16 protein-coding genes (1 of these 16 only partly in view) are annotated in these 17,147 nt (G+C 66.8%); 5 read left to right on the top strand and 11 right to left on the bottom strand.

The window, feature by feature from the left end:
- The 7 genes from BHK69_RS04155 to htpX form a co-directional block, all read right to left on the bottom strand.
- A protein-coding gene (locus BHK69_RS04155) for a YbaK/EbsC family protein (protein WP_069689002.1) crosses the window boundary here: on the bottom strand, positions 1-88 show its beginning. The gene continues 380 nt to the left of window position 1, outside the view; the window shows 88 of its 468 coding nt (coding positions 1-88); its start codon is at positions 86-88; its stop codon lies beyond the left edge, outside the window.
- The gene (locus BHK69_RS04150) at positions 85-363 is read right to left on the bottom strand and encodes a hypothetical protein (protein ID WP_069689001.1); all 279 of its coding nucleotides are present in this window, start codon (positions 361-363) and stop codon (positions 85-87) included. Before BHK69_RS04150 ends, BHK69_RS04155 begins: the two co-directional genes overlap by 4 nt.
- A gap of 4 nt (positions 364-367) precedes the next feature.
- Entirely contained in the window at positions 368-1,546 is a 1,179-nt protein-coding gene (locus tag BHK69_RS04145) for a low temperature requirement protein A (protein WP_069689000.1), read from the bottom strand.
- Positions 1,547-1,850: 304 nt separating this feature from the next.
- Positions 1,851-3,443, bottom strand: a complete 1,593-nt coding sequence (purH, locus tag BHK69_RS04140; RefSeq protein WP_069688999.1) for a bifunctional phosphoribosylaminoimidazolecarboxamide formyltransferase/IMP cyclohydrolase — start codon at positions 3,441-3,443, stop codon at positions 1,851-1,853.
- A gap of 88 nt (positions 3,444-3,531) precedes the next feature.
- The gene (locus tag BHK69_RS04135) at positions 3,532-5,127 is read right to left on the bottom strand and encodes a heparinase II/III family protein (RefSeq protein WP_244548393.1); all 1,596 of its coding nucleotides are present in this window, start codon (positions 5,125-5,127) and stop codon (positions 3,532-3,534) included.
- Positions 5,128-5,441: 314 nt separating this feature from the next.
- Positions 5,442-6,821 (bottom strand): RsmB/NOP family class I SAM-dependent RNA methyltransferase, encoded by a 1,380-nt coding sequence (locus BHK69_RS04130; protein ID WP_083269116.1) that lies wholly within the window; start codon positions 6,819-6,821, stop codon positions 5,442-5,444.
- 1 nt (position 6,822) lies between these two features.
- Positions 6,823-7,755: a zinc metalloprotease HtpX gene (gene htpX, locus BHK69_RS04125; RefSeq protein WP_069693364.1), complete on the bottom strand. Its 933-nt coding sequence runs from the start codon at positions 7,753-7,755 to the stop codon at positions 6,823-6,825.
- Positions 7,756-7,867: 112 nt separating this feature from the next.
- On the opposite strand from htpX, the gene BHK69_RS04120 reads away from it, so the two are divergent.
- Both BHK69_RS04120 and BHK69_RS04115 read left to right on the top strand, forming a co-directional pair.
- Positions 7,868-8,098 carry a DUF1674 domain-containing protein gene (locus BHK69_RS04120; RefSeq protein ID WP_069693363.1) on the top strand — a complete coding sequence of 77 codons (231 nt, stop codon included), beginning with the start codon at positions 7,868-7,870 and terminating at the stop codon, positions 8,096-8,098.
- Positions 8,099-8,189: 91 nt separating this feature from the next.
- Complete coding sequence (locus tag BHK69_RS04115; RefSeq protein WP_069688998.1) at positions 8,190-9,500, top strand: class I SAM-dependent methyltransferase; 1,311 nt, start codon at positions 8,190-8,192, stop codon at positions 9,498-9,500.
- A 91-nt stretch (positions 9,501-9,591) separates the two neighbouring features.
- Here the strand turns inward: BHK69_RS04115 and BHK69_RS04110 are convergent, their stop codons facing one another.
- Entirely contained in the window at positions 9,592-9,909 is a 318-nt protein-coding gene (locus BHK69_RS04110) for a DUF2853 family protein (RefSeq protein ID WP_069688997.1), read from the bottom strand.
- Between the two features lie 266 nt (positions 9,910-10,175).
- Here BHK69_RS04110 and BHK69_RS04105 point away from each other — a divergent pair, with 266 nt between their 5' ends.
- Positions 10,176-11,123 carry a 2-hydroxyacid dehydrogenase gene (locus tag BHK69_RS04105; RefSeq protein ID WP_069688996.1) on the top strand — a complete coding sequence of 316 codons (948 nt, stop codon included), beginning with the start codon at positions 10,176-10,178 and terminating at the stop codon, positions 11,121-11,123.
- A 70-nt stretch (positions 11,124-11,193) separates the two neighbouring features.
- Here the strand turns inward: BHK69_RS04105 and BHK69_RS04100 are convergent, their stop codons facing one another.
- From BHK69_RS04100 to BHK69_RS04090, 3 genes are all read right to left on the bottom strand, one after another.
- Positions 11,194-11,679 carry a L,D-transpeptidase gene (locus tag BHK69_RS04100; RefSeq protein WP_069693362.1) on the bottom strand — a complete coding sequence of 162 codons (486 nt, stop codon included), beginning with the start codon at positions 11,677-11,679 and terminating at the stop codon, positions 11,194-11,196.
- A 469-nt stretch (positions 11,680-12,148) separates the two neighbouring features.
- Entirely contained in the window at positions 12,149-13,333 is a 1,185-nt protein-coding gene (locus BHK69_RS04095) for an aminotransferase V (RefSeq protein ID WP_069688995.1), read from the bottom strand.
- The gene (locus BHK69_RS04090) at positions 13,333-14,409 is read right to left on the bottom strand and encodes a tryptophan 2,3-dioxygenase family protein (protein WP_069688994.1); all 1,077 of its coding nucleotides are present in this window, start codon (positions 14,407-14,409) and stop codon (positions 13,333-13,335) included. The genes BHK69_RS04095 and BHK69_RS04090 overlap by 1 nt, the downstream gene beginning before the upstream one ends.
- Positions 14,410-14,666: 257 nt before the next feature.
- Between BHK69_RS04090 and BHK69_RS04085 the strand changes: the two genes are divergently transcribed.
- Together BHK69_RS04085 and BHK69_RS04080 are read left to right on the top strand one after the other, a co-directional pair.
- Entirely contained in the window at positions 14,667-15,332 is a 666-nt protein-coding gene (locus BHK69_RS04085) for a DUF1684 domain-containing protein (RefSeq protein WP_244548392.1), read from the top strand.
- Between the two features lie 421 nt (positions 15,333-15,753).
- Positions 15,754-17,094: a hypothetical protein gene (locus BHK69_RS04080; RefSeq protein WP_148663317.1), complete on the top strand. Its 1,341-nt coding sequence runs from the start codon at positions 15,754-15,756 to the stop codon at positions 17,092-17,094.
- The last annotated feature ends 53 nt before the right edge of the window (positions 17,095-17,147 follow it).

Here is a 17,147-nt window from a genome sequence, read left to right as displayed (position 1 = left end):
CGACCGTCGCACTGCTCTGCGGCGTCTCGATGATGCTGATGTCGGGTGCGTGCTCGGAAAAGAAGGCGCGGACGGAAGCGAGGCTCATCCCATCATCCTACCGAACATCCAGGCGATGACCAGCGCCGCCAGCGCCGGCACGCCGAAGACGACGAGCCCGATCGGCAATTCCTCCATCACGCTGTAGCCGGCACGGCTGACGCCGATCCAGAGATTGACCAGCGCAGCGACGAGCCAGAGCGGGATGAACAGCTTGACCGCAAACGCGATCGGATTGCCCCCGGCGATGCCGAGCCGCGGCGCCAGGACAAGCAGGACGCCGAGCAAGGCGAAGCCGCCGGCAATGACCTTGATGGTGTGCATGGGCTCAGGCCTCCTTCGGTCGCAGGGACAGGGCTTCCCAGGCTGCGACGAGCACGAGAATGGCTGTTGCCGCGAGGCTGAAGGCCAGCGGCGGCAGAACGCCCGGGAACAGCGTCAGCAAAGCCAGCAGGCCGAGCCCGACCATATGCGAGAGCGGATACCAGCCGGCCGTGACCTTCTTGAACAGCAGATTGCCGAGCAGGTAGAGGCCGGGCCCGCCAATGACGGCAATAGTGACCTTCGCCTCGGTGTGCCCGCCGGGATGGGCCAGCACGAACTCGTCGCCGACGGCGACCAGGATGATGCCGGCGACCAGCAGCAGATGGATATAGGTGTACGCGATGCGGGCGATTGCCCCGGGGTCGTGGGAATGGGCGATCCGCTCGCTGCCGCGCTCGGCGCCGATATGGAAATAGATCCACCACATCGCGATCGAGCTCAGAAATGCGTTGGCGAAGGCCAGCATATTGGCCGGGGTGGCGGCGAGCTTCGCCGCGGTCGCGCCGGTCACCAGGATGGATTCCCCGAGCGCGATGATGATGAACAGCGCACAGCGCTCGGCCAGATGGGCCCCCTCGACATTCCAGTCGCTGGTCGTCGAACGGCCGAGGCCGGGAACGCGGAAGCCGAGCGCGGGACCGGCATACTCGATGGCCAGCGCCAGCGCCCAGAGCCCGAAGCGCATCTCGCCATGCGCCAGTCCCCCAGTGATCCAGAACAGCCCGGACAGGCCGAGCCAGAGCGTGATGCGCTGAAAATTGCGGAAATTCGCCGGGCTATGGGCTCTCAGGCTCAGCATGGTGAAAATGCTGCGCCCGAGCTGCATTGCCACATAGGCGCAGGCGAAGATCAGGCCGCGCCCCTCGAAGGCTTCCGGCAGGGAGGTCGAGAGAACCAGGCCGGCGAACATCAATGCGAACAGCATCAACCGCACCGGCGTCGTCTCGGGGTCGAGCCAGTTGGTCGCCCAGCTCGTATAGACCCAGACCCACCAGACCGCGCCGAGCAGCAGCACCGCCTGGGCGAGGCCGAGCGGCGAAAAATGCTCCAGCAGCGTGTGCGAGATCTGAGTGATCGCGAAGACGAAGACGAGATCGAAGAACAGCTCGACGAACGAGACCTTGTTGTGCTGATGCGCGACGCGTTCGCGCAGCAGCGTCCGTCCTCCATGGTCCTGCGTCATGCCGCCCTCATCCCCTTGCAGGGAGAGTAGTGCCCTGTCGGGAGCGGCGTCGAGCCCCTCGTCAAGAACGCGCCGTCATCCTGGGCGACCCCGGCCACAGCACGTCATGGTCGGGCTTGCCCCGACCATCTCGTAAACCAGAGCGCTCTGGTCATGAGATTCTCAGGGCACAAGCCCGAGAATGACGCTCTCCGATGGATCCCGGATCAGCGCCGCGGAGCCTGTCCTTGGGCCGGCCGAAGGCCGGACCCGAGGGCGGCTTGTCCGGGATGACGACGTGGGCTTGCTGAGAGCTGATGCTGCCTCAGTGCCGGAAGTGGCGGTGTCCGGTGAAGACCATGGCGAGGCCGGCCTCGTCGGCGGCCTTGATGACCTCGTCATCGCGCAGCGAGCCGCCGGGCTGGATCACCGCCGTCGCGCCGGCCTCGGCCGCCGCCAGCAGGCCGTCGGCGAAGGGGAAGAAGGCGTCCGAGGCGACGACAGAGCCCTTGGCCAGGCTCTCGGTCGAACCCAATGCCTTGGCGGCCTCGCCGGCCTTCCAGGCCGCGATGCGCGAGGAATCGACCCGGCTCATCTGGCCGGCGCCGATGCCGACGGTCGCGCCGTCCTTGACGTAGACGATGGCGTTCGACTTGACATGCTTGGCGACGCGAAAGGCGAAGCGCAGATCGGCAAGTTCGGCCTCACTCGGCTGGCGCTTGGTGACGACCTTGAGCTCCATGTCGTCGACGACGGCGTTGTCGCGAGCCTGGGCGAGGAAGCCGCCCGAGACGGTACGCAGGGACAGGCCGCTGGCCCGTGGGTTCGACAAGCCGCCGGTCACCAGCAAGCGCAGATTCTTCTTCCCGGCGATGACCGCGATCGCCTCCTCATCGGCGTCGGGCGCGATGATCACTTCGGTGAGGATCTTGACGATCTCGCGGGCGGTCGCCCCGTCCAGCTTGCGATTGAAGGCGATGATCCCGCCAAAGGCCGAGACGGGGTCGCAGGCCAGAGCGCGGGCATAGGCCTCACCGAGCGTGGTGCCGGTCGCGACGCCGCAAGGGTTGGCGTGCTTGATGATGGCGCAGGCAGCCGAGATCGTCGGGTCGAATTCCGAGACGCATTCGAAGGCGGCGTCGGTGTCGTTGATGTTGTTGTAGGAGAGCTGCTTGCCCTGGAGTTGGCGTGCGGTCGCGACGCCGGGACGTTGGTCGGGGGTGCGATAGAACGCCGCCCATTGATGCGGGTTCTCGCCATAGCGCATCGTCTCGGCGAGCGCGCCGCCGAGCGCGCGATAGGCCGGCGCCGTGTCGCCGAGCTCATTGGCGAACCAGTTCGAGATCGCCGCATCATAGGCGCCGGTGCGGGCATAGGCCTTCTGGGCGAGCTTGCGGCGCAGCGTCAGCGTGGTCGCGCCCTTATGCGCCTCGAGATCGCTCAGCACGGCGGCGTAATCGGCCGGCTCGACCACGACGGCAACGTCGTTGTGGTTCTTGGCGGCGGCGCGGATCATCGCCGGCCCACCGATATCGATGTTCTCGATGCAGTCGTCATAAGGCTTACCGGCCGCGACCGTCGCCTCGAAGGGATAGAGATTGACGACGAGCAGGTCGATCGGCGCGATGCCGTGGCCGAGCATCGAGGCCTGGTGCTCGGGATGGGAGCGAATGGCGAGCAGGCCGCCATGCACCTTCGGGTGCAGCGTCTTGACGCGCCCGTCCATCATCTCGGGAAAGCCGGTCAGGTCCGAGACATCGGTCACGGGCAGGCCGGCTTCGGCGATCGCCTTGGCGGTGCCGCCGGTCGAGACCAGGGCGATCCCGAGGCGGTTCAGGGCGCGGGCGAAATCGATCAACCCGCTTTTGTCGGAGACGGAAAGGAGGGCGCGTTCGACGCGGCGAAGCTCTGTCGGCATCTGGGTTAAGTCCGGTGCTGGCTTAAAAACTGTTGCGCGCGAGCTATCATGCTGCAGCGCGCAAAGCAAAGTTCGTCGCTGTGAAAGCTCAGGCCTCGGCCGGCGGGGCGAGCGGCAATTCGACCGGAGCCGGCTCGCTGCGGAGGCGCGCGCTGCGCGGCGGGGCGGCGCTGACGCGGCTGAAACGCCAGATGATCTGCGGCGTCGCCACGGCGTCGAAATCGATGCAGAGCTGCTCGCTGCGGCGCCCGCCATCGGCCGAGGCGAGGAAGATGCTCTCCTCGATCGTCACGCGCAGGCCGCCGGCGTCGAAGGCCCAGACCTCGCCGGAGGGCAGCGCCAGCAGCGCGCCCTCACCCTCGCGGATCAGGCTCGGCTTGACGCCGGGGTGGAGATGGAAGCGCGCCACCGCCGGCAGCGTGTCGCGCTCGGTGGACAAGGCGATCTCGTCCTCGCCCACGAGCGATGCGCCGTCCTTGGCGAGCATCAATCGGCGCGTATGCACGGCGCCCAGGCTGCGGCGATAGCCGTCATGGCTTGCGACCCATTCCGGGCCGGCTTGCGTGTCCTGGCGCGCGACCCGCACATCCTGCGGGCCGGCGATGATCCGCCGTTCGCCGAGCACCAACCCGAAGGTCGCGCTGGAGCGCTCGTCGAGCGTGAGCGTCGAATGCGCCGCGGTGCTGCGCATGGCAAGGCGCAATTCCGGCGGACCGAAGCGGCTCGTGCCGCAATTGACGACGATGCGCTGGCCGGCGCTGGAGAACTCGAAGGCGAGACAGCCGGCATGCGCCTCGATCGACTGCGCGCCGCGTGGCGCCGCACCGGCATCGACCACGACGATGCTGCGGTCTCCCGACAGCCGGCTGTAGCCGGAATAGGCCGCCTGCTCGATCGGCCGGGCGCGGGCGTCGTCATAGGCGGCAAGCGTCGCCATCAGATCGGGCGGCGTCGTGCCCATGCCGTTGAACAAGGCGAGCGCGCCGTCGCCATGCCGGAACAGTCTGAGATGCGGCATCATCCGCTCGATCGCCATCAGCACGCCGCGCGGCGGCTCCAGCCCGCGCGCCGCGAAGGTCTCGCGTAGCGGCAGGAGATCGAGCAGAAGCTCGATCAATTGCCGGGGATTGCGGCTGAGATGCCCGCCATCGGGCAGAATCTGGTGATCGAGTTCGTCGGAGAGCGCCAGATCATAGCGCCGGCGGCGCGCATCCTGCCCATCCAGGCAAATCGTGGCGAAGGAGACCGCGGTCAGGCATTGCAGCCTGGCCACCCCATCGACCGCGCCGGCCAGGGCCAAAGTCAGCTGGTCGGTCAGGCGCGAGATATGGCGCAGGAAGCGCTCATAGAAGGCGTGGTCGGCGCCCTCAAGCAGCAGCGGCGAATGCGACAGGAAGGAGATCAGTCGCCTCGCGGCGACATGGGGGCGGCGCGAGACCTCGTTACGGTCGCGCTTCCTGGCAATGAAATCCTCGACCAGAGCGCGCGCATTGGCGCGTGCAATCGCGGTGTCGGCGGAGCGCATATGGCGCAGCCAGCCGAAGCCATGCAGCGTCTCGGCCCAGGCATCGCTCGGCGGTGCGCTATCGAAGGGCGATTCGCCATGGGTGCGCAAGGTGCGGCCGGCGAAGGCGTAATAGCCGGAATAGATGTCGCCTGCCGTCGTCGGGTCGGCGGTGCGCAAATCATGCGGCGCAAATAAAAGCCGTGTCGCGGGGGCTCTGCCGAACGGCCAAGCCTTGCGCGCCGCGCCGACGAGGTGGCCACGGGTCCGCCGCGCCGCCCGTCCGATCGCAGCCCGGGCAAGTCCTCGTCGCTCAGACCAGCCGCTCAATGCCCACGCACGCCCCGTCCCCGCGCATGGCGTCCCACCATGCGAATCTCGGCTTCGTCATAGAGCATGATGCCGAAAAGGGGAAACCGGTCTTCGGCCGGCATCATGCTCTAAGCTTTTGATAAGAGGCGGATTCAGGCAACAAACAGAATCGCTTGGCGTATCTATTCGTTGTGATCCGGCTCTCGCCTGATCAGGCGGCATGCGTAAAATCCCGCCCATCCCGACAAACGGGGACCGTCATGTTTCAGCTGGTGCGGCAGGGTCCGCAGATCGCCATGGCGGTCGATCGCACCTTCCACACCGCCGATCTCGTCGGCGGTGATGGGCGAGCGCTCGAAATCAGGATTCTCCGCCAGGAAAACCTCGATCTGCTGTTCGCCCTCCTGCGGTTCGAGCGAGCAGGTGCAGTAGATCAGGCGTCCGCCGGGCTTGGTCAGGCGCGCGGCGGCTTCCAGCAGGCGCGCCTGCAGGGCGGCGAGCTTGTCGCGGTCTTCCGGCGTCTTGGTCCAGGCGACGTCGGGATGGCGGCGGATCGTGCCGGTGGCGCTGCAAGGCGCATCGAGCAGAACGGCGTCGAAGGGCTCCGCCTGCCAGAGCGCCGCGTCCTTGGTGACGATCTCGGCGCAGAGTCCGAGCCGCTCCAGATTGGCCCTGAGGCGGCGCAGGCGTGGCCCCGAACGATCGACGGCGGTGACATGGGCGCCCGCCGCGGCGATCTGGGCGGTCTTGCCGCCAGGTGCGGCGCAGAGATCGGCGATGCGCTCACCGGGCTTGGGCGCCAGCAGGCGAACAGGCAGGGCGGCTGCGGCGTCCTGCACCCACCAGGCGCCCTCATCGAAGCCGGGCAGGCCGGTGATGCTCTGGCGTTCGCGCAGACGGACCGAGCCGGTCGGCAGCAGGAGCCCGTCGAGCTTCCCGGCCCAGCCGGTCGCGTCGTCCTTGACGCTGATGTCGAGCGGCGGCTCGTCGCGATGGCTGGCGGCGATGGCGGCGGCGGTCTCTTCGCCATAGCTCTCGATCCAGCTCTCGGCGAGCCATTCCGGCGTGTCGAGGAAGGGGTCGAGCGCCTCGCTGAGGATCGCGTCGCGTTCGCGGGCGAGCCGGCGCAGCAGAGCGTTGCCGAGCGAGACATAGCGCGAGGAGCGCGCATCCTCATGGAGATGGCGGATGGCGAGATCGACGGCGGCATGGTCGGGCACGTCGAGGAAGAGAATCTGGGCTGCCGCGGCGACGAGGATCGGCTCGAAGGGGCCCGAATTGCGCGGGCTGCCGCGTTCGAGCCTGGCATTGATCGCATGCTGGATCGTGCCGAGGCGGCGGAAGGCGGTGATCGCGATGGCGCGCGCCAGCGCGGCGTCGGCGGCATCGAGCCCGAATTCCGGCGCGAGCCGCTCATAGGTCTCGTCCAGCGCGAGCCGGGCCTTGAGCACCTCGTCGATCAGCGTCGCGGCAAGGCGGCGCGCCGGCAGGCCCGGCACGGGCTCGCTTGTCTGCGCCGTGGTCTCGTTCAGTTCCGGGCTCAGATCTGCTTGCTTGATCATGTCAGCCCCAGGGACCGGGTGTGCGGTCGCTGTTCCAGGGGCTCTGGCTGGCCTGGCCGGTGAAGCCGCCGGCGCGGCCGAGGCCCATTGTGCCAACGCCCATGGCACGGGCCTGCTCCATCAGTGCGGCAATGCGACTGCCGGTGTCGGGGTGGGTCGAAAACAGGGAATCCATGCCGCGTCCGCTCAGGGGATTGATGATGAACATGTGCGCCGTAGCAGGCTTCGCCTCCGCCGTCTCGTTGGGAATATGCGCGACGCCGCCCGCGATCTTGGCCAGAGCGTCGGCCAGCCTGGCCGGATTGCCGGCGATTTCGCCGCCGAGCCGGTCGGCCTCGTATTCGCGCGAGCGCGAGATCGCCATCTGGATCACCATGGCGGCCAGCGGCGCGAGCACCGAAATCAGGATCTGGACGATGAGCCCGGGGCGGTTCTCGCGCGAGCCGAAGAACATGCCGAAGGTGGTGAGCGAGGAGATCGCGCCGGCCATGGTCGCGGTGATCGTCATGGTCAGCGTGTCGTGGTTCTTGATGTGGGCGAGCTCATGCGCCATCACGCCGGCCAGCTCCTCATAGGTCAGCGTGCGCAGGATGCCGGTCGTCGCGGCGACGGCGGCGTTCTGCGGATTGCGGCCGGTGGCGAAGGCGTTGGGCTGGTCCTCCTGGATCAGATAGACGCGCGGCATCGGCATGTTGGCGCGGGCGGCGAGGTCGCGGACCATGCCATACAGCTCGGGTGCGCTCGCTTCATCGACTTCCTGCGCATTATGGGCGGCGAGCGCCAGCCTGTCGGAATTCCAGTAGCTGAAGAGATTGGTCGCAGCCGCGATGGCGAGCGCCACCAGCATGCCGCCCGGGCCGCCCAGCAGATAGCCGACCACGGCGAAGAGCGCGGTGAGGCCAGCCATCAGCATGAAGGTGCGGACGTAGTTCATCATGGCTCCCTTGCGGATCATGCGGGCCAGAGGCGCTGCGCCCCTCCCGCGATGCGGATTCCTGCCTTATGTGGTGAAGTGGATGCCGATCCTGCAAGAGATGATGCCGCCAATGACCGAAAAGCCCGTCGACCAGCTCCCCGCCACCGCGCAGGAAGCCACGCCTGCCAAGCCGCTTTCGCCGGCGGCGCAGCGCGCCCTTGCGGAGGCGCAGGCGCGGCGCGCCGAGATCGACGCCCACGCGACTGAGGTCGCCCGGGACAAGGAGATCAATGGCCGCGGCGGCCTGGAGCCGGCGCGCTACAATGATTGGGAGGTGAAGGGGATCGCGAGCGATTTCTGAGGATGCGCCAGAACGCACTCTCGATGACGCGTAGTTGCCAATTCGCGCCGCTGCGGCCAAAGACGACGTCCATATGTCACGGATTTCTCGGATGAACAGCGACGACAAGCGTCTCGCCGCGTTGCGGCGGCTTTTGACCGAGGCGCATCAGAAGCTCGGGCTCAAGCTCGGCTTCCGGCTCTGGGACGGCTCGCATGTGCCGGCCGACTGGCCGCAGAGCGGGCTGGCCATCGCCATCCGCGACCCCGGCGTCGTCGCCGCGCTGCTGCGCAAGCCCAAGCTCGACACGCTTTTGAACCTCCACGTCACCGACCGGATTTCGCTGCTCAACGGCTCGATCTTCGATCTCGCGGCGGCGCGGCCGGAGGGCAAGGTCGGCAGGCTGGCGCGCGGCATTTCGAAGGCGGCCGCCTTCGATGTCGTCCGCCGCTTCCTGTTTGCGCCGGGTGAGGCGCCGAGCGCCGTGGCCCATATCAAGGGCGACGAGATCGCTCGCGATGGCGCACCTGCCACCAACAAGGCCAATATCGCCTATCACTACGACGTCTCGAACGCCTTCTACCGGCTCTTCCTTGATGAGGAGATGGTCTACACCTGCGCCTACTTCACGGAGGATCATGGCGATCTCGAGCGCGCCCAGCGCGACAAGCTCGACATGATCTGCCGCAAGCTGCGGCTGAAACCCGGCGACCGCCTGCTCGATATCGGCTGCGGCTGGGGCGCGCTGATCTGCCATGCCGCGCAACATTACGGTGTCGAGGCGCATGGCGTGACGCTGGCCGAGGAGCAGCTGGCCCTGGCGCGCGAGAAAGTGGCGCGGCTCGGCCTCGAGGGGAAGGTCACGCTCCATCTCAAGGATTTCACCCAGATGGAGGGCGAGTTCGACAAGATCTCGTCGATCGGCATGTTCGAGCATGTCGGCATCGCCAACCACCCGGCCTATTTCAAGGCGGTGAACCGGCTCTTGCGCCCGCGCGGCTTGTATCTGCACCACACGATCTCGCGCCGCGCCAAGAAGACCGAGAAGGCTTTCAACAAGATGCCCGCGGAATACCGTGCTCTGGTGCGCTACATCTTCCCCGGCGGCGAGCTCGACCATCTCGGCATGTCGATCGCCAATCTCGAGCGAAACGGCTTCGAGGTGCATGATGTCGAGGGCTGGCGTGAGCACTACCAGCGCACGACGCGGCTCTGGTGGGAGCGGCTGGAGGCCCGCAAGGCCGAGGCCGAGGCCGAGATCGGCCCCGAGCGCACCCGGATGTGGCTGCTTTATCTCGCCGGCTGCTCGCTGGCGTTCGAGCGCGGCGGCGCGCTGGTCAACCAGACGCTGGTCTCCAAGCGCCGCAAGGGCGCCTCGGGACTGCCGCTGACGCGTGAGGATCTGTATTCGCGGGCAGGCTGAGATCATGGCCGGTCTTGGGCCGGCCGTCTCCCCGTCGCCCGTCTCGCCGTGAAATGGCCGGCGCGAGGCCGGCCGCGACGCGGCTGGCGCGTTACTTCTTCACGAAGAGATCCAGCTTTCCGTAATGCTCGGCCAGCAGATAGTAGAAGGTCAGGCGCGACTTGGTCTTGTCGGCCTTCATATGCTCGCATGCCGCCTTGATCGAGGCGTCGAGATCGGCGGTCTTCAGGCCGAGCTTCTTCTTCAGAAAATTCTCGCGAACGCGATCCAGCTCGGCAGGGTCGGAGCAGGCGACGTAGCGCGTGTCGGCCTTGCCCATGACGAGGGCGTAGGATTTCGACATTCCGGCAAACGCCGCCTCATTCAACGGCTTCTTGGCGAATTTCTTGACGTCAGCGAGATGATCCATCTGTAGCCCCTTGTGAGCCCGGCGCTTGCGCGCTTGGCGTGTGTCTGATGTCGAGCGGGCAAACGTTAACGCGCTTTTTTGTCGCAGGCGAGGGGCGAAAAAGCCGTGGCTGGGCTTTTTCCATGTTGCGCCGCATCAATCATGGGCCCCTCGCTCTGCGTGGGCGATATGTCCGTTGTCGCTCCAGGACGGGTTGAGGTGCGGCTCCTGGAATGCTGCGATGCAATGCGCATGAACTCGGCGCATGAACCGGAGATTGCAGACCGATGAAGCCGACGATCCTGATGGCGCCGCGCATGCCCGCGCGCCTCGTCGAGCGCCTGCAGGAGCGCTATGTGCTGCTGGGCCCAATGGAGCGTTCCACGCCCGACGCCCTGCCGGAGGGAGCCGAGGCCGCGCAGGCGCTGCTCACCATGGGTTCGCTGAAGACCGACGCCGCGCTGATCGATGCGCTGCCGAAGCTCGGATTGATCTCCTGCTACGGCACGGGCATCGAGGGGGTCGACCGGGCCTGTGCGAAGGCACGCGGCATCAGGCTGTGCAATGCCGCCGACGCCAATGCGACGAGCGTCGCCGAATTCGCCATGGGCCTGCTGCTGGCCTCCGCCCGCCAGATCGGCGCCGCCGAGCGTTTCGTGCGGGCCGGGCGCTGGCAGGGCAATTCGATCGAGCGCATGGCCAATGTGCCGGGTTTGGCCGGTCGTAAGCTCGGAATCTATGGGCTGGGGGCCATCGGCGCCCGCATCGCCAGCCGCGCGGCCGCCTTCGACATGACGATCGGCTATCACAACCGTTCGCAGCGGCCGGAGCTGCCCTATCTCTATCACGACAGCCTGCTCGGGCTCGCAAGCTGGGCCGATATGCTGATCGTCGCGGTGCGCGCTAGCATCGAGACCCGCCACGCCATCAACGCGCAGGTGCTGCGCGCGCTCGGGCCGGAGGGCCATCTCATCAACATCTCGCGCGGCATCGCGGTCGATGAGGAGGCCCTGTGCGAGGCCCTGGAGACGAAGCTGATCGCGGGTGCGGCGCTGGATGTCTACGAGCACGAGCCGCAGGTGCCCGATCGGCTCAAGGTGCTCGAGAACGTCGTGCTGACGCCGCATATCGCCGCCAATGCGGAATCGGCTCAGCTTGCCCAGCAGGATCTGCTGGTCGGCAATCTGGAGGCCTATTTCGCGGGCAAGCCGCTGCTCTCGCCGGTCGCGCTGTAAGGCTTTCAACTTTCAGAAGCGATTATGTTTTTTCGCATTCGGGCGGCGGAACCGTCCGAATGCGACCTGATCAGGGCAGGACGACGACGGGCGTGCCCATGCGGACGCGCTGGTAGAGATCGACGACATCCTCGTTATGCATGCGAAAGCAGCCATAGGAGGCGAAGGTGCCGACCGTCTTGGGCATATTGGTGCCATGGATCGCATATTCGCCGCCCGGTCCGAGCCCGATGACGCGCGCGCCCATCGGGTTGCGCGGCGAGCCGCCGGGGATGACGTCGGGCAGGTTCGGGTTGTCGCGCTTGACCGAGGCGGGCGGGCTCCAGGCCGGATCGACCTGCAATTCCTCGACATATTTGACGCCGCGCCATTGCTTGCCGGCCTTGCCGACGGCGATCTGGTAGCGGATCGCGGTGCCCGGCGCGTTGACGAAATAGAGCCGGCGCTCGGCCGTGCGGATCACGATCGTGCCGGGCAGGTAGCGCGCATCGGGCGCCTCGACGAGGTCGCGCGCCAGCGCCGGCCGGCTGGCGAAGGCGATGAAGAGCAGCGGCATGGCCGCGGCGAAGAGCAGGGCGATCGGAGTATGGCGTCTGGTCACGATTGAACCTCCCGCAATCCAGGTTGCGGCAGATCTCGCGCGGCGCCGGTGAATCAGCGGTTGAGCGATATGGTGAAGCCTGGATTCAGGATGAATCGTGGGTGAACTGCTCGGATTCCACGACTTGCGAGCCTACTGGAATCTTAACGCTCACCTTCAGGCCTGGCCCGAAATGAAGCCGAAGATTTCAATGGCTCGGTCTTGATCACCTACGCGTCGTCATTCCGGACGCAGCGAAGCGGAGATCCGGAATCCATCGTAGAGTTCGATGGCCTCCGATGGATTCCGGATCTGCGCCGCTAAAGCGGCTTGTCCGGAATGACGGCGTGGGGGATGGCAAGCGGCTGGAGATACTTGATAGCGCTCGATCCATTTCGGATCAGCCTCTCAGGATGAGGGCGGCACGGCAGTCCCGGGCAGTCCTTCAGCTCCGCAGCGCCTTCATCCGCTCCAATGCGGCGTCGATGTCACTCTCCGACAGCGCCAGGCCGAAGCCGAAACGCAGCACGTCGCCGCGATGGTCGGTGGCGATATCGAGCTTCGCCAATGCGGCCTCAAATGCCGCAGCGGCGGGCGTCCTGAAGGCCAGGAAATTGCCGTGACCGGCGGGGTCGTGCAGCGGCGTGATGATAGCGTCGTGGCTGAGCCCGGGGAGGTCCAGCGCATCGAGCCCGGCGAGGAAGCGCTGCATCAGGGCAATTGCATGCGCGTGGATGCGCGCGGCATCGAGCGCCTCCGCCTGCATCCAGTCGAGCACGGCGCGCATGCGGTAGAGGCCGGATGGGTCGAAGGTCGCGCCGAGGAAGCGCCCGCCATCGGTGGGGTAGCCGACGCTGCTGCCGGCCGGCGCTGCGAGCGCCCCGAAGGCTGCAAACCAGCCGGTGTCACGCGGGCGCGGGCCAAAGCCCGGCGGGCAATGCATGAAGCAGCTGCCCTCGCCGGCCATGGCGTATTTATAGCCGCCTGCGATGTAGAAGGCGCGCTCAGCGATGGTGGAAAGGTCTGTCGGCAAAGCGAGATAGCCGTGATAGCCGTCGATGGCGATGAAGGTCTCGGGCGAGGGCACGGCACCGACGAGAGCGGCGAGATCGCCGCTGGTCGCGCCGGAATTGAACAGGACCTGGCTGAGATAGATCAGGTCGTGCCCGCCGGCTGCGATCGCCGCCCTGAGCCGTTCAGGCAGGCTCGACAAGGGTTCGGCCGCGACCTCCTCCAGCGTGATCAGCCCCGCTTCGGCCAGCCGCGAGAGCTGCCGCCGCGCGGTGTGGAACTCTGCCCCGGTGGTCAATATGCGGGGCAGCCTCGCCGTCGGCAGGCAGGAGAGCAGGCGGCGCAGGAATTCATGCGTGTTGGGCGCAAAAGCGATCGTCGCCGGATCGGGCAAGGCGAGATGCCGGGCGATGCCGGCCTGGACTGCCGGAATGATCTCGCCGAAGACGACATCCCATTTGTCGCCGGCGCGCTGTGCCGCATCCAGCCACGCCATCCCCTGCGCCGCGAAGGTGACGTCGGGCCAGTCATGATGGCTGTGCGCGGCGAGGTTGATGCGCTCGCGGGCGGCGCCGCGAAAGCGCAGGAAATGCTGCGTCCAGTCGCCTGCCCCCGCCATCAGGCCGCCCCGTAGCTGAAGCCCATGCGCCGCCGCAAGGCGTCGGGCAGGGCCGGCAGGTCGCGCGGGCCGAGCAGATAGGTCGAGAGGTGGAAGAGATCGATGAAGATGCGGTGCTTCTCCGCCGTCGCCTTGAGATAGCCGGAGCCCGATGAGCCGCCGGTGCCGGGCCTGACGCCGATCATGCGTTCGACCATCAAGGCATGGCGCAGGCGCCAGAGCGTCAGGCTCTCATCGATGTCCATCAGCGCCTGCAGCAGCCGGAAGGGCAGTTGCAGCACCGGCATGTCGCGATAGAGCGAGATGAACAGGGCCGCTTCGATGGCACGAGCCGACATCCGCCAGGTCGAGGTCGTGGCGTCGGGCTCGAACAGGGCCCGGAAGCGGGCGAGAGCCTGCTCGATCGCGGCCGCATCGGCCTGCCGCTGCGGCTCGGGCAAGGCGGGGTCTGCGCTGATGCTGGTGGCGTCGCGCTGCAGCGCGGCGATCACCGCGGCCCGGTAGCTCTCGCGAAAGCTGTAGTCGCCCAGCGCCACGAAGGGCGTGCGCGCCAGCCAGGCGTCGAGCTGTGAGAGCAGCGAGGGATTTGTGTCCGCGCTCAGCTTGTCGCGGTCTTCCGGCGCGAGCCGCTCGCGCATGCTCTGCTCGTCGATGCGGATGCGGGCGTCGTCATGCAGGCCGAGCCGCGCCTCGATCAATCGGAACTGCACGGACTGGAAGCCGGAGGCCGGCGTCAGCAAGTCTCGGAACTCGAGGAAGCCTGCCGGCGTCATCGTCTCCAGCACATCGAGCTGCCCGACCAGCAGCTTCAGGATCTCGTGGATGCGGCTGAGCCCGGCATTGATGCGGCCGAGATGCTCGTCGGCGACCGTGCGCGCCGCGAAATCGGCCTGGATCCGGTCGAGCTCGTGCAGGATCTGCCGGAACCAGAGCTCATAGGCCTGGTGGACGATGATGAAGAGCATCTCGTCATGCGCCGGCGCGCCGGTCTTCAGGCTTTCCGGCTCCTGGCAGGAGAGCAGCCGGTCGACCTGGAGATAGCTGCCATAGGACAGTCTGCGGGGCGCTTCCGACATGATCTCAGTCCCGATTCCAGAACTCCAATATTTTAAGCTTAAAATAATGCAGCCACGCGATCAAGACGGACTCGCCGGCGCAATCGCGCCCGCCTCGCGGATTCGTGACAGCCGCCAGGGGCCGAGCGACACCTCACCCGCCCGCTGACAGGTTCTGGCAGCGCGCGGGATTAAACCTCGCGCCAAGCCGTCTCATGGAACGGGCGCGCCGTGTCGGCGTTGCCTGCAGGAGACGCGAAGCCCTGAGAGGATTTGCGATGACTATACGCGCCATGGTTTTGTCCGCTCCCACGGCTTCCGTGGCTGATTTCACGCGCTTCAGCACGCTGCAGGATTGGCGGCGGCAGATCGCCGATCTCTATGCGCAGGTGAGGGCGCTACCGCCGCAGGCCGGCTGGCAGCAGTGGCGGGCGGCGCGCGACAGGCTGTTTCGCGAGCATCCGCAATCGCCTTTGGCGCCGGAGAGGCGAGCCGAATTCACTGGCATCGCCTGTTTCCCCTATGATCCTGTCCTGCGTTTCGAGGTTGGCCTCGTGCCTGCCGTCGATCGCGAGGCGATTCCGGTCGAGGCCGGCAAGGATGGGCTGATGAGGCTCGTTCCCTACGCGTCGACCGATGGTTTGGCGGGCCCGCTCGGCCGCGAGCTGACGCTGTACTGGATCGCGGGCTATGGCGGCGGCACCTTCCTGCCCTTCGGCGATGCCAGCAATGGCTGCGACACATTCGCTGGCGGCCGCTATCTGCTCGACACGATCAAGAGCGCCGATCTCGGCGCGAAGCCGGATGGTCGGCTGATCCTCGATTTTAATTTCGCCTATTACCCGTCCTGCGCCTATTCCGAAGCCTGGGTCTGTCCGCTCTCTCCTCACGAGAACCGTCTTGCCGTGCCGATTCGCGGCGGCGAGCGCAATCGCATCGATTGAATCGGTCCTGAAAGCCGGGAGCGAAGGAGGTTTTCGGAATTGGCCCTGAAGACGGCGGCAGACCCCAGCCGCTCCGTTTCCGAACGATGATGACGCTAGGGTAGACTTTCCCAAATTTCGCCGGTGGCACTCATTTTATGCACGTTTTCCGAGCAAAACGGCGCGATTTCGCCTAACGCAGCGTCAAATTTCGCCATTTTTTGGCCACGGACTTGACAGAGAGCCCTGTTCTCTCTGGGGCATGCTTCCGTGGTCGTTCGCCTGCATAAGAATTAGTTAACCATGAAGGCGCACCGTGTCTCGGGCAGAGCTGTGTTCCGTGATCAGACCTCCTGATCCGCTGACGGCTGCGTCCTCTCGTCGTGACCTCCGGGAAGCCAGCGGCGATGACCTGTCCGATATCCCGAGCATGGATGTGGATATGGCCACGCACCTGATCCTCGAGCGGACGGCGTTCCCGGTCGGCGTCGCGCCGTCGGCGCCTGCCGAGGAGATCGCGGCCGAGGACTCTGCCGCCTCCCGGGCCGGATTGGCCTCGGGGCTGATGCTGGCCCTGCGCTTCGTCCAGGCACGGTTTCTCTCCGTCTGGGGCCTGCTTGCGGCCGCGGCCTTGTGCCCGGCGCAGGTCTTCGCCGATTTCGCGCTGTTTTCGGCGCTCGCCAATTTTATCTCGATCGCGACGCTGCTGCGTTTCGAGGCGGTGTTCTTCCAGAGCAGCGACCAGGACAGGCTGGCGCGGGCGTTCCGGCTGGCGCTTTCGGCAGGGGGCGCCTTCCTCACTGTGGCCGCACTGGCCATCGCCGTGGCGGGCGCGGCCGGCTGGGTGGTCGCGACCTATGGGGCCTTGTTCCTGGTGTCGCTCGCCGGGCGGGCGGTGATCCGGCTGGTCTCTTCGGAGGCGACGGCGGAAGGGGATTTTGCCGCGATCGGCAACAGCAATGTCGTTCAGGCGCTGGTCCAGCCCGGCATGATGGTCCTGCTGATCTGGCCGTTGGGCGCAACCTCGGTCGCGCTGTTCGCTGCCGACGCGATCGGCCATGTCGTCTCGGCCTGCTATCTGGTCTGGCGCCGGCGCGCGGCGCTGGCGGGTCTGGTGCGGCGCGAAGCCTGGTCACGGCTCGAGCTGAGCGAATCGGCGAGCCGCTGGCGCACCGCGCCGCGTTTCCTCTTGCCCTCCGCGCTCCTGTCCTTCGGCTTCATGGTGGCGCCGCTGCTCGCCTTGCCCTATGCGAGCAACCCACTGCTGGCGGCCCATGTCGCGCTGGCGATGCGCCTGCTCGAGGTGCCGACCCAGATGTTCTCCGCGGTCTCGGTGCCGCTCGTGCTGTCGAGCCTGCGTGCGCGCGCCGCCGAGAGCCGGCAATCCTGGGTCCGTTTCGTGACGCTTGGCCTGATGGCCGCGGCGGCGGCGCTGTTTGCCGCCATCGCCTTCGTCGCCATCGGTGCCGATGCTGTGCTGCTGGACGGCACGCAATGGGAGGGCGTTGGCGAGACCGTCGCGATCATGGCGCTGTTCTATGGCGGCATCGCGCTGGTCACGCCCCTGCACGAGATCGCTTCGCTCTCGCGCTATCCGCGCCGCCAGGTCCTCACCAACGCCGTCGCGCTCCTGGCCGCCGGGCTCGTCATGGCCTGGTTCGGCACTTTGTCGCTGGCGCTGCTCGGCGCGATCGGCCTGGTCTCGCTGGCGCGGATGCTGGCGCATGTCCAGTTCGCCTGGACACGCTTCGGCGTGGACGGGTTTGCCGTCGCACGGGGATGAGCGCTTCCAAAAGTCGAGAGCATTGCTCTTGCGAAAAACCGGTACCCACTTTT

Origin of the sequence: Bosea vaviloviae, assembly GCF_001741865.1 — a bacterium.
Classification (GTDB): Bacteria; Pseudomonadota; Alphaproteobacteria; order Rhizobiales; family Beijerinckiaceae; genus Allobosea; species Allobosea vaviloviae.
This window is presented reverse-complemented; position numbering and strand designations above follow the sequence as displayed.

Excerpts from the sequence above, each read along its gene's own strand:
- BHK69_RS04150 (WP_069689001.1), bottom strand. The coding sequence starts at position 363 with ATGCACACCATCAAGGTCATTGCCGGCGGCTTCGCCTTGCTCGGCGTC.
- BHK69_RS04145 (WP_069689000.1), bottom strand. The coding sequence starts at position 1,546 with ATGACGCAGGACCATGGAGGACGGACGCTGCTGCGCGAACGCGTCGCG.
- purH (WP_069688999.1), bottom strand. The coding sequence starts at position 3,443 with ATGCCGACAGAGCTTCGCCGCGTCGAACGCGCCCTCCTTTCCGTCTCC.
- BHK69_RS04130 (WP_083269116.1), bottom strand. The coding sequence starts at position 6,821 with ATGATCAAGCAAGCAGATCTGAGCCCGGAACTGAACGAGACCACGGCG.
- htpX (WP_069693364.1), bottom strand. The coding sequence starts at position 7,755 with ATGAACTACGTCCGCACCTTCATGCTGATGGCTGGCCTCACCGCGCTC.
- BHK69_RS04120 (WP_069693363.1), top strand. The coding sequence starts at position 7,868 with ATGACCGAAAAGCCCGTCGACCAGCTCCCCGCCACCGCGCAGGAAGCC.
- BHK69_RS04115 (WP_069688998.1), top strand. The coding sequence starts at position 8,190 with ATGAACAGCGACGACAAGCGTCTCGCCGCGTTGCGGCGGCTTTTGACC.
- BHK69_RS04110 (WP_069688997.1), bottom strand. The coding sequence starts at position 9,909 with ATGGATCATCTCGCTGACGTCAAGAAATTCGCCAAGAAGCCGTTGAAT.
- BHK69_RS04105 (WP_069688996.1), top strand. The coding sequence starts at position 10,176 with ATGAAGCCGACGATCCTGATGGCGCCGCGCATGCCCGCGCGCCTCGTC.
- BHK69_RS04100 (WP_069693362.1), bottom strand. The coding sequence starts at position 11,679 with ATGCCGCTGCTCTTCATCGCCTTCGCCAGCCGGCCGGCGCTGGCGCGC.
- BHK69_RS04095 (WP_069688995.1), bottom strand. The coding sequence starts at position 13,333 with ATGGCGGGGGCAGGCGACTGGACGCAGCATTTCCTGCGCTTTCGCGGC.
- BHK69_RS04090 (WP_069688994.1), bottom strand. The coding sequence starts at position 14,409 with ATGTCGGAAGCGCCCCGCAGACTGTCCTATGGCAGCTATCTCCAGGTC.
- BHK69_RS04085 (WP_244548392.1), top strand. The coding sequence starts at position 14,667 with ATGACTATACGCGCCATGGTTTTGTCCGCTCCCACGGCTTCCGTGGCT.
- BHK69_RS04080 (WP_148663317.1), top strand. The coding sequence starts at position 15,754 with ATGGCCACGCACCTGATCCTCGAGCGGACGGCGTTCCCGGTCGGCGTC.